Raw genomic sequence first — 13,926 nt, forward strand, 5'->3', positions numbered from 1 at the left:
ACGTTGATCCTATCGCGCATAAAATGCGTACACTTCCACCTCCCAAAGGGCGATCCGGCCCACGAACCGTACGCTTCCCGAATGCACAGGAATTATGCAGGTATGAATTTTCTGGTATCTCTCTGGCGGCAGCGCAATTACCGAATCGCTGCAATTGTCACCCTTGTTGCTGTTGTGTGGCTGCTGAGTGGCCTCCTTTCCGGCGGGAATGAGAGTGCGCGGGGGAGTGCCCCGGTTGCAAGCACGCAGAGGCCGACCGCTGAGGCGATAACGGTCAAGGCGCGCAGGTTGGAGGCTCAGCCATACATCACCCGTGTAGTGGTGAACAGCCGCACCGAGGCCAATCGCAGTGTTCAGGTGCGTGCCGAGCTGGATGGCGTTATTGCCGCGCTTCCGGTAGCCGAAGGCCAGCGCGTGGCTGCAGGAGATGTGATTTGTGAGGTCGCAGCAGAAGACCGGCCAGAAAAACTGGCGCGGGCGCGGGCGACCCTGCGCAAGGCCGAGCTCGATTATGCCGGAGCCAAAAAATTGCAGGGGCGTGGGCTGCAGTCTGAAGCGGCCATGGCGCAGCAGGAAGTGGCGCTGGCGAATGCCCGTGCCGAGCTCAAGCGTGCACAGGTGGATGTCAAAAATCTCCAGATCCGCGCGCCCTTCGATGGTCTGGTCAACAGTCGCGCGGTAGAGCTGGGTGACTTTATCCGTCGCGGTGAAGAATGTGCAACTGTGCTGGACCTCGATCCGATGCTGATTGTGGGTGAAGTATCAGAATCACAGGTAGGTCGACTGAAGCCGGGCGGCCAGGCCAGTGCCCAGTTGCAGCAGGGGCAATTAATAGAGGGGCATTTGCGCTACGTGAGCCAGCAGGCACACCCGGTCACCCGCGCCTACCGGGTGGAGGTTGCTGTGCCGAATGCCGAAGGCGCTTTGCGCAGCGGAATCAGCGCGCGCATGGCACTGCCTACGGGGGAGGTGCTCGCACACAGAATCAATTCCTCGCTTCTGACCCTGGACGACCGCGGACAGCTGGGAGTTCGCACCCTGGATGCGGAACACCGGGTCCGGTTTGTGAATGTAGAGCTTGTCAGTGATGAAAATGCCGGTGTTTGGGTTACCGGATTGGCGCCGAGACCACTGCTGATCACTGTGGGGCAGGAATATGTGAGTGAGGGGGAGCAGGTTATGGTGGAGTTCGAAGCATCCGCAGGGGACCTGCCGGCTCCTGCGGCGGGTTTGGACACCACGGATAAGGCCGCGTTGCTCTCCGGGACCAGCTTGATTGAGCCCACCGCTGACGTGGCGACGCAGCAGGTCGACGCGAAGGCCCAGGAGCCTCAGCAATGAAGCTACTGGACAGTGCCGTAGACCGGTTTCGCAGCAGCATCAGTCTGATGTTGCTGATCGTCATTATGGGGATCGCTGCCCGTGGCGCGATGACGGTGGAATCCAGCCCTGAAGTAAGCCCGCCCATCGTGATCGTTCAGGTGAGGCACGAGGGCATTTCCCCGGAGGACGGGGTTCGCTTGCTGGTTCGTCCCCTTGAGCAGGAGATTCGAGCCCTCGAAGGGGTAGAGGAGGTGATTGCCAACGCGCGCGAGGGGCTGGTGTATCTGGTGATCGAGTTTGACTCGGCAGTGGACATCGATATCGCGGTGGATGACGTTCGTAACGCCGTCGACCGCGCGAAAGCGGAGCTGCCTCGGGATGCGGATGAGCCCATCGTCGAGGAGGCCTCTGCACAGCCATTCCCCGCGATTGTGGTGACGCTCGCGGGTGAGGGAATGGGTGAGCGGGAGATGCTGCGCAGCGCGCAGCTGCTCAAACGCAAAATCGAAAACATCAGTGAAGTACTGAGTGCCGAGATCAACGGCAACCGGGAAGAGGTGGTGGAAGCCATCATTGACCCGGTGCGCCTGGAGCACTACCAGATTACCAGTGGCGAGCTGATCAACGCGGTGCTCGGTAATAACCTGCTGATTCCGGCGGGGGAAATGGATGTCAGTAAGGGGCGCTTCTCTGTCAAGGTCCCGGGGTTGATCGAAACTGCTGCGGACGTGTATCAGATCCCGCTGAAACAGTCCGAGCACGGTGTGGTGACTCTGGGGCAGGTCACTGATATCCGCCGCACGTTTAAAGACGCCACCAGCTATACCAGCGTAAATGGGCGCCCGGGCCTCGCTATCAATGTGGAAAAACGCACGGGGGTCAGCTCAGTTGACCTCGCAGATACCGTGCGTGCGGTGGTCATCGCCGAACGTGAATATCTGCCGCGCGGGGTACAGGTCGACTTTGTATTCGATACGTCGCAAATGGCGCGGGATATGGTCAGTGAGATGGAGGGGAATATCCTCACTGCCATGTTGCTGGTGATGATCATCGTAGTGGCCGCGCTCGGGTTTCGCTCGGGTTTGCTGGTCGGTTTCGGTATCCCGTTTTCATTGCTGTTTGGGTGCATTATCACCTGGTATCTGGGCTACTCGTTCAACTTTATGGTGATGTTCGGCATGCTGCTGGCCCTCGGCATGTTGATTGATGGTTCCATCGTTATTACCGAGTTTGCTGACCGCAAAATGGCGGAGGGCCTGTCGGCGCGGGTGGCATATTCCATTGCGGTGCGCCGTATGTTCTGGCCGGTGATGGCGTCTACCGGCACGACACTCGCCGCGTTTCTGCCGATTATTTTCTGGCCGGGGGTGGTGGGCGAGTTCATGCGCTACCTGCCGGTAACGGTATTTTCGGTGCTGGCGGGCTCCCTGGTGTATGCACTGTTTTTTGCGCCGGTATTGGGTTCGGTATTTGGCAAAAGCAATATGGGCCTGCAGGACCAGCAATATCTCAAGCAGCTGGAGAGCGGAGATCCAACCGGGCTGGCCGGCGTTACCGGTGTCTACGCGCGTATGCTGGACCCGGTAGTGCGTCACCCCTTCCTTTCTTTTGCCGCCACCATTCTGGTGCTGATTGGTATCTTCGTCGCATTCAACAAGTTCAACCCGGGTGTAGAGTTTTTCACGGAGACGGAAGAGCAGTACGGTAACGTGGAGGTGCGGGCACAGGGCAACCTTTCGATTGAAGAAAAGAAAGTCCTCGTTGCACAGGTGGAGCAGGCCCTGATGCAGGTTCCCGAGGTGCGGGTTGTGTATTCGGCCATTGGTTCTGGGGGGATTTCCGGTAACTCGGAGAAATCACCGGACCAGATTGCCAACCTGTTGGTGGAGCTTCTGCCTTCCATGGAGCGCGAGCGCAAGAGTGGAGCGATATTTGCGGATATTCGCAGGCGCACTGCCAATTTCGCCGGAATCAAAATCACGGCCAATGAATTTGAAGGCGGTCCTCCGATAGGCAAGGACATCGTGCTGGAATTGCGCAGCCGTGATTACGCCCCATTGTTGGCGGAAACCAAGCGCCTGCACCAGGCGCTGGAGGGTGAGTTCGATGGCCTGCGGGATGTCGTCAATACCGCGCCGCTACCGGGTATCGAGTGGGAGGTGAAGGTGGATCGGGCCAAGGCTGCACTGTATGGGGCAGACCTGACCGGTGTGGGACGTGCTGTTCAGCTGGTTACCAACGGGGTATTGATGGCGGAATACCGACCCGATGACTCCGATGAGGAAGTGGATATCCGTATTCGCTACCCCGACTACGTCCGCGGCATAACCGCACTGGATGAGCTGAAGGTGAATACTCCCGGCGGTGCGGTGCCTGTCAGCAGTTTTGTTACCACTGTCCCAGGCCCCAAAGTCGACAAGATTGAGCGTATCGACGGTATCACCCGAATGCAGGTGAAGGCGGACGTAGAAGACGGTGTACTGGCTGATGACAAAGTGCGGGAAATCCGGCAGTGGCTGGCGGATCACCCGATGGATGATCGTGTAGAGCTCTTGTTCCGCGGCGCCGACGAAGATCAGAACGAGTCCCTGGTCTTTCTCCAGGTGGCGTTTTCACTGTCGCTGTTCCTGATGTTTATCCTGTTGGTGACCCAGTTCAACAGCTTCTATCAGTCTGCACTGATTTTATCCTCCGTCATTATGTCTACCGCAGGTGTAATGCTGGGGTTAACCCTGACCCAGAGTACATTCAGTGTGATCATGACCGGAGTGGGTATCGTGGCGCTGGCGGGTATTGTGGTGAACAACAATATTGTTTTGATCGACACCTACAACTATGTACGCAAGGCAGAGCCGGAAATGAGCCACGGCGCCGCTGCGGTAAAGGCAGCGGCGCAGCGGTTGCGGCCAGTGTTCCTCACCACCGCGACCACGATCCTGGGGCTGTTGCCTTTGGCGCTCGGAGCGAGTGTGGATATGTTGGGGCGCACAGTGGTGGTGAATGGGGTGATTGCCTCGTTCTGGGTGAAGCTCGCCAGTGCGATCGTTTACGGGCTCACTTTCTCCACTCTGCTGACGCTGATCGTCACTCCGGTGATGCTGGCACTACCTTCCGCAGTAAGAGACTGGGTGCGGCAGATTGTCCCCGGTCGAGACCGGACTGCAGGTGAGAGCTAGTAGGTAAGCAAAGAAAGAGAGAAGGCGTGAAATGGGGGTGTCATTCTGCCCCCACTAACGAAAAAACCCCGGCATGCCGGGGTTTTTTCGTTCCGTCTGCCAGAAATGACAGCTTAGGATTTTGCTTTCGGCGGACGACCGCGGCGGCCGGGAGCCTTCTTGGCAGCAGAGGACTTGGGCGGACGGCCCGGCTTCTTCTTGGCTGCAGAGGACTTGGCCGGACGACCTGGCTTTTTAGCAGCGGTTTTAGTCGCAGCTTTTTTTGCCGGACGGCCAGGCTTCTTCTTGGCGGCTGCCTTTGCTTTAGCCTTGGCTTTCTTGGCCTTTTCAGCAGCTTTTTTCTTGGCAGCAGCGGCTTTTTTCTTCTCAGCAGCGGCTTTCTTCTTGGCCGCAGCGGCAGCCTTCTTCTTGGCGGCAGCAGCTTTCTTCTTGGCAGCAGCAGCGGCTTTCTTGGCAGCAGCAGCAGCTTTCTTCTTGTCAGCGGCAGCTTTCTTCTTGGCAGCAGCAGCGGCCTTCTTGGCGGCAGCAGCGGCTTTTTTCTTCTCGGCGGCAGCCAGCTTCTTGGTGATGGCTGCCTCTTCCTTGGCTACAGCCTTGGCAACTTTGGTTGCCAGGGCGTTGTCGGAGCTGATGGCTGCCAGCTTGGACTTGGCATCACTTGCGACTGCTTTGGCGGCGGTAGCGACCTTTTTGGCCGCAGCGGCTGCGGTCTGGGCGGCTTTCAGCTGCTTCTGCTGAGCAGCGGATTTCTTTTTAGCGCGAGCGGCTTTCACCTTGGCAGCGGCAGCCTGTGCTTTTTGAGCAGCCTTGTCAGCTTCCTTGGAAGCTTTGTCGGCTTCCTTCTTCGCATCGGCTTCCTGGGTGCTGCGAGCCTTTTCAAGCTGGCTTTTCAAAGAGGCGAGTTCCGCTTCCAATTTCGCTACGGCGCTCACTTTGGTAGCAGCGGCTTTTTTACGTGCGGCCATAAAATATCCCTGTATCTAAATTTAGTATTTAGGTGTTATTTTGGATGAGTGGAATTCATCGCGCTAATTGCAGCTTATTTATATACTTGAATGCAAGTGTTTTAAGGGTGTTTTTACTCTGTAATGAATAAATTTAAGGTTTTTTTTACATTTATCGGCTTTTTCTGGTTGCTGCTCTGTGGATTTGGAGCCATTTACGCGATCGCAACCGGGTATGGGAGTAATTCACCGACGGCCTGGTTAGGGCTTTTAATTAATGCTTGGGCGCTACCGATCTGGATGCTGGTGCGCTATTTGTATCCCGGAAAAATCGCGGGTGATTTGCGTGAGCCGGGCGCTTTTTCCGGCGTGTTGATGGGGCTGGCAATTGTTTTGCTGGCGGACAATGAGCGAGGGTTGCCGGTTTATCTGGCGATAGCCAATTTGTTCGTACTTCTGGCTTATCTTTACCATCTGAGCGCAGTGCGTCACCCGAAAATGCCTGCTCTGGATACGGAATTTCCGCCGTTGGAGATTGAGGGGAGTGAAAATTGGCGAGCTGCCGCGTTTTGCCGTGAGCGGAGACTGGACGGCGTACTTTTGGTGTTTCTGCGGGGGAGCTACTGTGCTGATAGCCGGAGCCAGCTGCACCAGATACGGGCGCTATTGCCGGATCTGACGCGTCGCAATATCGGTTTACTTCTGTTGAGTACGCAACCAGAACTCAAATGGCCCGCGCCATACGCTACAGACCCTTCTGTGTTTGTTGGGGGGAATGTTGGTGTTGGGAATACAGCGGGGCGGATTCCTTCCGGTGCAGAGAAGTATCGGGAAGATAGTCAGCTGCGGCAGCTGGATGTCAGTGGGGAGGCTAGCTCATCGTTTGTGGCCCGGTCCGCTGCGCCGTTTATTTTACGGCCCTGGGTCAGGGACGCGGCGCGCCCCAGTGCTTGGTTAATTGACCGAGAGGGTTACATCCTTTGGCGCGAGCTGGCGGCGAATTACCGGGAACCTGCGAGTGTGGAATTGCTGCGCAGCCAGCTGTTTCGGGTGGAAGACTGATTGGGTTTTCCCTGGAGGCCACTTACTCACATAAAAAAGGCGTAGCGGAGAACCCGTTACGCCTTTTCTGCTTTTAGCCGCCTTCCCCGGAGATTTTCTACAGGGAAACACTCAGGAAGTGGATGGCCGATTAGCGGGGGGGGGTTACAGCGGGCCGTAGGGCAGGTACCGGTTGTCGGAATGCTGTCGAATCCACAACAATTGCTCCCGCTGCAGGGGCATCTTTCGTTGACGCAGGGATTTCGCCAGCGGAATGACCGGAGACTCAGCGCCCCCCTGCCAGTCCTGTAGCTGCATCTCGGCCAGAGTGAAGAAGCGGATCAGCGCCCAGACCTGGGTGCTATTCCAGTTGGGAGCCTCTTCCAGCCACTGGGTTGCGGGCAAGCCCGCAAGCCAGTTGGCAGACTGCAGATCCTGCGCGAAAGATTTGAGATCCGGTGCACTCTCAATGTCATTGCTCTCTCCGCTCGCTTCGCTTACGGCATCGATAATCCGTTGCAGCACTGCGCGATCAATCTCCGTGCGCGACTGGTCGTTGGATGCTTGGTTGTCTGGTTCCCAGGCGCCGACACTCATACTCTCTCCTATATAGGTAGGCATGCGAATAGCAGGCATGCATTTAATGGTGCGGATTATACCTGCCCCGCGCCGGGGCTCTACCCGGCATTTCGGGTGCGCTCCGGGGGGGCTTTTGCCGGGCCCGGGGCGGGGCATCTGTACAAATGGATGCAGGGCGCGGAATTTAGCATAATCACCCGGTACCTCACGGTCTCGGCCATCCTCATACTGGAGACCGTTTACCCGGAGTACATTATTGAGTTGACCAAAATTTCCCTGGGGGCCACGTGGATTACATAGACCAGCCGATCGCTGCGCAGAAGCGCATCGCTTTGGTAGCGCACGACAACCGCAAGTCGGCACTGATTGAGTGGTGTCACAAGCACCAGAGCGTTCTCCAGCAGCATCACCTGCTGGGTACCGGCACCACCGGCAGCAAGATCGAGGCGGCCACCGGGATGCCGGTAGAGCAACTGTTCAGCGGCCCCATGGGCGGTGACCAGCAGCTGGGGGCTAAGATATGCCAGGGCGAGGTGGATATCCTGATCTTTTTCTGGGATCCCTTCGAGCCCATGCCGCACGACCCGGATGTAAAGGCGCTGTTGCGAATCGCCGCGGTGTGGAATATCCCGGTGGCCTGTAACGCGAGCAGTGCCGATATGATCATCCAGTCAGAGCTGATGACGCGGAGTTTTCCCCGGCAGATACCTGACTATCAAGGCTATCTGGCAGCGCGAAAGGACGAATTGGCTGTATGATTTGTGAGCTTTCGGGTTGGGGGAGCTTACTAACCCCTTGATTTGCAAGGGATATGGCCGGAGTGAGCAGGTTGCACTTGCATTGATGGCCATTTCCCGGCAATCTTCCCCACCTGATTAGACCGGGGAACCGGCGAATTCGTATTAAAAAACTGTACGGTGTTTTATGAGTAGACGACGCGGTAAGGCCGTAGAAGAAGAAAAGGCCGATATTGACCTGACGCCCATGCTGGACGTCGTGTTTATCATGCTGATCTTCTTCATCGTTACGGCATCCTTCGTAAAAGAGAAGGCGCTGGACGTGAACGTGCCGGATCCGGATCAGACGGAACAGACTCCACCAGACCCCGACAAGCAGAATATCCTGATCACAGTGAATTCTGCCGATGAGATCTGGATGGGCCAGAACCGCATCGATAGCCGTGCTGTGCGCGCTCGTATCGCGCAGATGTTTGCGGAAAACCCGCAGGCGATCGTGATTGTTCGTGCGCACAACAAGTCCAGTGCGGAGACTTACGTGACAATTGCCGATGCGGCGAAAGAGGTAAACCCGAACATTCAGGTTTCCCTGGTGCCGTTCGAAAAGGAATAATTTCCTTTCGACGCAGCCCATCGAAGAAAAAGCCAGCATTTGCTGGCTTTTTTTATGCCTGTAGAATGGTCTTCGCCGCTCAAAACTCCGAGCGGATCGCCCACAAATCCGGGAATACCGGCTTGAACAGGGTGCTCTGCAAGTAGCCTACCCCGCTGGATCCACCGGTTCCCATTTTCCTGCCGATGGTGCGCTCCACCATTTTTACGTGCCGGTAGCGCCACTGTTGCAGGGATGTGTCGATATCCACCAGAGCCTCACAGATATCGCTTACCAGCGGGTCATTCCGGTATACGTCAATCAGAACCTTCTGTACCGCAGTTGACGGCTCAGCCGTTACGCTGAAGTCCCGTTCCAGTACGGCGGCCGGGATCTCATGCCCCTCATGGGCGAGAAAGCGCAGGAACGCATCCCAGAGGGTGGGGGCCTGCAGGCGCTTTTGCAGGCGCAGGTAGTGATCGGATCCGGGCTCGTAATTCTCAAGCTTGGTCGAGTCCTTGGCGCCATACAGGAACTCGAGTTCGCGAAACTGATAAGACTGGAAGCCACTGGCGGTGGACAGGCGGTCGCGGAAGGACATGAACTCCAGTGGTGTGAGGGTTTCCAGGATATCTACCTGCTGAATCAGGGTGCGATAGATGGCGTCTACCCGTTTCAGGGTATGTAGCGCCCGGTTGCGCTCGCCGGCATTGAACAGCCGAACGAGGAAATCGAGCTCGTGCAGCAACTGCTTGAACCACAGCTCGTAGCTCTGGTGAATGACAATAAACAGCAGTTCGTCGTGTTCCGGGCCCTCCGAGAGCGGCTGCTGGCATTTCAGCAGGTCGTCTACCTTGAGGTAGGAACTGTATGTCACGGTCATGGTGTGGTACTTCCTTTGCCTGTTCCTGCGACCGAAACGACTGTACCGGTATTCACAGGAATATGAATCTGAAATTGCGTAAATTCGCCAAACTGTGGCCGCATTATAAGGTCTTGTGCCGGCGGGTTGGAAAACTCCGTTTAATTCCTTCCATGTACAATACGTTACCCAAACTGGTCGAATTGGACCTCGTGCGGCGAGTGTGAGTGGCTAAACTAGTGACTTGTTCACTGTGACCATAATTTGTCTATTTGGTCATAACGCTCGTTTGCCAGTGCAAAACCCTGTGATAATCACACAAACGCGGAGTCCGCTATGCAGAGCTCATGTGCAGAAATTCAGGCCCAGGTATCCGACCGGGTACTGGAAATCACAATCAATCGCCCGGAGCGCAAAAATGCCCTCACCATGGCCATGTACTCCGCGATGGCGGAGCTACTGAACAGTGCCGCCAGCGATCCGGGTGTGCGGGTAGTCATTCTCGCCGGCACCAGTGGTGCATTTACCAGTGGCAATGACCTGGGGGATTTTCTTGGTGGCTCGGCTTCCGGTGAAGAGTCACCGGTGTTTCAGTTCATGTCGGCGCTGTACAACTTTCCCAAGCCGGTGGTGGCTGCGGTCAGCGGGCCGGCGGTGGGGATTGGCACCACACTCTTGCTCCACTGTGACCTTGCAATCGCCGACGATCATGCGGTGTTCCAGATGCCATTTGTCAATCTGGGGCTCTGTCCGGAATATGGCTCCAGTTTCCTGTTGCCGCGGATCATGGGGCACGCCAAAGCCTCTGAACTTTTACTGCTGGGGAAAAAATTTGATGCCCAGACCGCTGCGGACGTAAATATCTGCAACGAGGTTGTATTCGCCGGTGAGGCACTGGGCCGAGCCAGGGAGTATGCGAAGGAGCTTGTTCAGAAGGCGCCAGAGGCGGTTCGTCTGACCAAGAAGCTGCTCCGGCAGGGTACTCTGGAAAACGGGCTCGCGGCCATCAGGGAGGAGGCGGGCCACTTCCAGAGCCGGCTGCAATCCGATGAATTTCGTGAGGCGGCCACCGCGTTTATGGAAAAGCGCCCGGCGGACTTCTCCAAGTTCGATTGAGCCCGCGCATCAGGGCGAGTTGACTCTCTGGGGCTCTCGCCTGGAAAATTGAATTAATCTCATGCAAGGTCGCCTCGGGGCGGCCTTTTTTATTTTGTGGCGGGCAGCCTGCGAGCAGTGGGCGCGTATTGCACCATGGCCCTTTCGGGCTAACGGTATATTGCTTCCAGGGCAGATTGGCTGATTTGTTAAATACCAGTGAAAAAAGGGACATGATTATCGTGCCGTGAGCCGGTACACTTTCACTCTCAACGTTTCCCGGCCAGCCACAAGCTCCGGGGTATCCTCACCGGACGTCCAAAAGATAAGATCCAATAACAGGTGGGGTTCAATATTCGCGCAGAATGTCTGCGCCAACCTGGTTTTCAGGACCATGATTACTGCGCCTCATATTTTCCGAACATCCTCTTTCCCCACACCTGTTACGTCCATGCTGCGAACTATCGTTATTTCTGTGCTGATGCTGGTTTCTGCGATTGCGCTGGCGGATAGTGGGATTGCCATGGAGCCGGTTGTGGTCAAGGCCGGCGAGGATGGACGGTTGCGTACTGGCCAGGGTGCCATCTGGCACGATACTTCCGGGACTGCGAAGCTTGAAGCCGCGCAGCGGGCACTTGCCGACGGTGCTTTCCACCCCCTCAAGAGCGCGGGCTCTACCGGGCTACAGAAAGGGAGCTACTGGTCCTACTTTGCGCTCCGCAACAGTGCGCCGAAAGCGGTGACGTTGCACCTGGAATATGTGGATCACCAGCTGATACAGCTTCAGGCCTATGCACGCCCCGCTGTCTCCATGGCTGGATTTGCCGAAATTGCGGACCTGTCGATGGGCGCGCCGTTTTCCGCACGCCCCGTGTTTCACAACCGGTTTGTGGTTCCGGTTTCCCTGGGCGCGGGCGAGACCCTGGAATTTCTGGTGCGGTTTGACTCGGAGGAGGTCGGTTTCGTATTCCCCTCCATGCGAATCTGGGCCCCCGAGGAACTGAGCAAATCCCATACCGGGGAAACGGCCATACTGGCTTTCCTGTTCGGTGGCATTGCACTGATCTCCCTGTTCTCCCTGATTGTCGGAGTGACCACTGGTGAATCCAGTTTCTTTGCCTATTTCGTATACGGTATTTCCAAAATCGTTGCGTGGGGCACGATCATGGGTTTTACCCACCAGTACGTACTTCGCAGCGAGTTTCACTGGAGCTATATGTCCGCCACCGGTGCGGTGAGTATTCTTTGCGGAGTGATGTTCGACCGTCTGTTTTTGCAGACGCGAAAGTACACGCCCAGGCTCGACTACATTCTGATTTTAATGATGCTCAATGCCAGTGTGTTGCTGCTGAGTGCGCTGTTTCAGATCAAGGAGGTGGCACTTCTCAGTATCACTTTCGCACTATTACTTTATCCGGCCTCTACTTTTATTGCTCTGGTACGCTGGCGCCAGGGTTCCAGTGAGGCAGCGGTTTTCGCTCTGGGCTGGACGCTGTTGCTTGCGGGGCTCTTTTACCAGGCCCTGCGTGACCTTGGTTACGTGGAGCACAACCTGGTCAACTACTACCTGCCACCGCTAAGTTCGTTTATCGAAATGGTCACCATCATGGCCGCCATGGGGATCAAATTGCGCCGTGTGCGCCTGCAGGGGCTCGAATCGGAGCGCCAGTACCGCCGCCACCTGGAGAGATCCAAGGTCGAGCTGGAAGGGTTGGTGCGTGCGCGTACCGAGGAGCTGGAAAAGGCGAAGCAGCAGGCGGAGCAGGAGGCGCGCACCGACCCGCTTACTGGTATCCGTAATCGTCGCAGCTTTCTCGCAGAGGCCGCGCTGGGGATCAAGCGCGCCCAGCGCAAGGGGGAGCCGGTCAGCCTGTTGATGTTTGACATCGACCACTTCAAAGCCATCAACGACAGTCACGGCCACGGTGTGGGTGACGAGGCGCTGCGCCTGTTCAGCCAGACGATTCAGAAGAAAATTCGCGAAACCGACGTATTTGGTCGCCTCGGTGGCGAAGAGTTTGCGCTACTGATCATCGAGACCAAGCCGGACTCACTGCATACCGCCGAGCGCCTGCGTGACAATATCACTCAGGTTAGCCTGGATTGTCCCGGTGGTAGGGTCCAGTTCACCTCCAGTATTGGTGTCGCGCACAGCGAACCAGGGGACACGTTGGAAAAATTGCTGCGTCAGGCAGACCAGGCTCTGTACCGCGCCAAGGAGCGCGGCCGGAATATGGTGGTTGAATACCGCGTGGAAGATCAGCCTGAGGGTATCGCCGGCAGTTCAGTGGCCGGGCTTGAACCTGCGGAAAGCATCGACGCGGAACCGAAGCCGGAACCCGCCTGAAAAGGTCCTTGAAAGACCCTTGAGCAGCGCAGGTTTACCGTGCTGCTTTCTCCTGGGCTGCCCTGTCTGCTTGTGCACCGGCGATATAGTTGCGCACCTTGTCGGGGTGATCAGTGAATACCCCGTCTACCCTGACCTCGTTTACAAATAGCCCTACCAGATCCTCGAAACTCCCAATGGAGCCGGGTACCTGCTGCGGGTCGGCGCGAAACGTAAACGGGTGTACTTTCAGTCCCAGCTTTTGGGCCGTTGTCGTTGTCGCATTGGGCCTGAACGCACCATTATCGGATGCCTGCTCCACCAGCATGGGAAACCACGGGCCAATACCTGCGGCGTATTCGGCAATCGTTTCCAGCCCCTTGGTGGTGAGCATCCAGTCGTAGTCGTAGTTCACCCATTGGCCTTTGACCTTCAGGCGTTTCTCTCCCCAACGGGTTTCTGCAATCAACTGTACCAGTGGCAGGTCGATTTTCAGCTGCGGCATCAGGGTACGTTTGATGCGCTGTAATTCTTCCGCATCGAAACTCTGTACGAAGACCTTCTGGCTTTTCGATGTATAACCGTAGCGCTTGAGGGTTTCCAGTACCCTCAGGGATATATCCCTGCCTTCGGCGCGGTGAAAATACGGTTTTTTGATCTCCGGATAAATGCCTGTGTCATAACCCAGCGACTGATTCAGTCCCTGGATCAATTCCAGTTCTTCTTCAAAGGTCGCCAGCTCAAACCGTGATTTCCACAGCGGGAAACGCCCTGAATATTTCGCAACGTTGTGTCCGATTGCCGGTAAAAACGGTCCTGAGACCTGTAGTTCTTTAAGTTCGGCGAGGGTGAAGTCGATTGTATAGAAATGCCCATCTTCACGGGCGCGGCGGGGAAACTTCTCTGTTACGTCGGTAATGTTATCCAGATAGATATCGTGCATGACGATCAGGTGATTGTCCTTGCTCAATACAAGATCCTGCTCGATGTAGTCGGCTTTCATTGCGTAAGCCAGCGCCTTTGCTTCCAGCGTGTGTTCCGGTAGATACCCGGAAGCGCCGCGGTGGGCGATTACGATGGGGGGGTGTTTACCGCTTGCGGATCCCTGGAGCGGGTAAAGGGCAAGAGCGGCGGATAGCAGGCAGGAAAACAGCAGCAATACACTTGGCTTCGGGTACATGGCAACGGTCTGATTTGAATGGTTGCCTAAACATACCGCGAGTCAGAAAGCGTGAAAACCGTCGGGGCCGA

At 56.5% G+C, this 13,926-nt stretch carries 11 protein-coding genes; 7 read left to right on the plus strand and 4 right to left on the minus strand.

Annotated elements, in window-relative coordinates:
• The first annotated feature begins 102 nt into the window (after positions 1–102).
• Positions 103–1,341 carry an efflux RND transporter periplasmic adaptor subunit gene (locus GTQ55_RS04385; protein WP_161857637.1) on the plus strand — a complete coding sequence of 413 codons (1,239 nt, stop codon included), beginning with the start codon at positions 103–105 and terminating at the stop codon, positions 1,339–1,341.
• Positions 1,338–4,499: an efflux RND transporter permease subunit gene (locus tag GTQ55_RS04390; protein WP_161857638.1), complete on the plus strand. Its 3,162-nt coding sequence runs from the start codon at positions 1,338–1,340 to the stop codon at positions 4,497–4,499. The genes GTQ55_RS04385 and GTQ55_RS04390 overlap by 4 nt, the downstream gene beginning before the upstream one ends.
• Before the next feature lie 113 nt (positions 4,500–4,612).
• On the opposite strand, the gene GTQ55_RS04395 is transcribed toward GTQ55_RS04390, so the two are convergent.
• Positions 4,613–5,464: a hypothetical protein gene (locus tag GTQ55_RS04395; RefSeq protein WP_161857639.1), complete on the minus strand. Its 852-nt coding sequence runs from the start codon at positions 5,462–5,464 to the stop codon at positions 4,613–4,615.
• Positions 5,465–5,587: 123 nt separating this feature from the next.
• Between GTQ55_RS04395 and GTQ55_RS04400 the strand changes: the two genes are divergently transcribed.
• Complete coding sequence (locus tag GTQ55_RS04400) at positions 5,588–6,505, plus strand: hypothetical protein (RefSeq protein ID WP_161857640.1); 918 nt, start codon at positions 5,588–5,590, stop codon at positions 6,503–6,505.
• 144 nt (positions 6,506–6,649) lie between these two features.
• On the opposite strand, the gene GTQ55_RS04405 is transcribed toward GTQ55_RS04400, so the two are convergent.
• Complete coding sequence (locus GTQ55_RS04405; RefSeq protein ID WP_161857641.1) at positions 6,650–7,081, minus strand: hypothetical protein; 432 nt, start codon at positions 7,079–7,081, stop codon at positions 6,650–6,652.
• Positions 7,082–7,350: 269 nt separating this feature from the next.
• Here GTQ55_RS04405 and GTQ55_RS04410 point away from each other — a divergent pair, with 269 nt between their 5' ends.
• Together GTQ55_RS04410 and GTQ55_RS04415 are read left to right on the plus strand one after the other, a co-directional pair.
• Entirely contained in the window at positions 7,351–7,821 is a 471-nt protein-coding gene (locus tag GTQ55_RS04410; protein WP_161857642.1) for a methylglyoxal synthase, read from the plus strand.
• Positions 7,822–7,987: 166 nt separating this feature from the next.
• On the plus strand, positions 7,988–8,413 hold the full coding sequence (locus tag GTQ55_RS04415) for an ExbD/TolR family protein (protein WP_161857643.1): 426 nt from the start codon (positions 7,988–7,990) through the stop codon (positions 8,411–8,413).
• A 79-nt stretch (positions 8,414–8,492) separates the two neighbouring features.
• On the opposite strand, the gene GTQ55_RS04420 is transcribed toward GTQ55_RS04415, so the two are convergent.
• Positions 8,493–9,275: a tryptophan 2,3-dioxygenase gene (locus GTQ55_RS04420; RefSeq protein ID WP_161857644.1), complete on the minus strand. Its 783-nt coding sequence runs from the start codon at positions 9,273–9,275 to the stop codon at positions 8,493–8,495.
• A 315-nt stretch (positions 9,276–9,590) separates the two neighbouring features.
• Here GTQ55_RS04420 and GTQ55_RS04425 point away from each other — a divergent pair, with 315 nt between their 5' ends.
• On the plus strand, positions 9,591–10,370 hold the full coding sequence (locus GTQ55_RS04425; RefSeq protein ID WP_161857645.1) for an enoyl-CoA hydratase: 780 nt from the start codon (positions 9,591–9,593) through the stop codon (positions 10,368–10,370).
• Between the two features lie 430 nt (positions 10,371–10,800).
• Positions 10,801–12,696, plus strand: coding sequence for a sensor domain-containing diguanylate cyclase (locus tag GTQ55_RS04430; protein WP_237567823.1), 1,896 nt, complete (start codon positions 10,801–10,803; stop codon positions 12,694–12,696).
• A 34-nt stretch (positions 12,697–12,730) separates the two neighbouring features.
• Here the strand turns inward: GTQ55_RS04430 and glpQ are convergent, their stop codons facing one another.
• Positions 12,731–13,855 (minus strand): glycerophosphodiester phosphodiesterase, encoded by a 1,125-nt coding sequence (gene glpQ, locus GTQ55_RS04435; protein WP_161857646.1) that lies wholly within the window; start codon positions 13,853–13,855, stop codon positions 12,731–12,733.
• Positions 13,856–13,926 lie beyond the last annotated feature (71 nt).

This window comes from Microbulbifer hydrolyticus (assembly GCF_009931115.1).
GTDB classification, from domain to species: domain Bacteria; phylum Pseudomonadota; class Gammaproteobacteria; order Pseudomonadales; family Cellvibrionaceae; genus Microbulbifer; species Microbulbifer hydrolyticus.

Coding starts and splice junctions, on each gene's coding strand:
- GTQ55_RS04400 (WP_161857640.1), top strand. CDS start 5,588: ATGAATAAATTTAAGGTTTTTTTTACATTTATCGGCTTTTTCTGGTTG.
- GTQ55_RS04420 (WP_161857644.1), bottom strand. CDS start 9,275: ATGACCGTGACATACAGTTCCTACCTCAAGGTAGACGACCTGCTGAAA.
- GTQ55_RS04415 (WP_161857643.1), top strand. CDS start 7,988: ATGAGTAGACGACGCGGTAAGGCCGTAGAAGAAGAAAAGGCCGATATT.
- GTQ55_RS04395 (WP_161857639.1), bottom strand. CDS start 5,464: ATGGCCGCACGTAAAAAAGCCGCTGCTACCAAAGTGAGCGCCGTAGCG.
- GTQ55_RS04425 (WP_161857645.1), top strand. CDS start 9,591: ATGCAGAGCTCATGTGCAGAAATTCAGGCCCAGGTATCCGACCGGGTA.
- GTQ55_RS04430 (WP_237567823.1), top strand. CDS start 10,801: ATGCTGCGAACTATCGTTATTTCTGTGCTGATGCTGGTTTCTGCGATT.
- glpQ (WP_161857646.1), bottom strand. CDS start 13,855: ATGTACCCGAAGCCAAGTGTATTGCTGCTGTTTTCCTGCCTGCTATCC.
- GTQ55_RS04390 (WP_161857638.1), top strand. CDS start 1,338: ATGAAGCTACTGGACAGTGCCGTAGACCGGTTTCGCAGCAGCATCAGT.
- GTQ55_RS04405 (WP_161857641.1), bottom strand. CDS start 7,081: ATGAGTGTCGGCGCCTGGGAACCAGACAACCAAGCATCCAACGACCAG.
- GTQ55_RS04385 (WP_161857637.1), top strand. CDS start 103: ATGAATTTTCTGGTATCTCTCTGGCGGCAGCGCAATTACCGAATCGCT.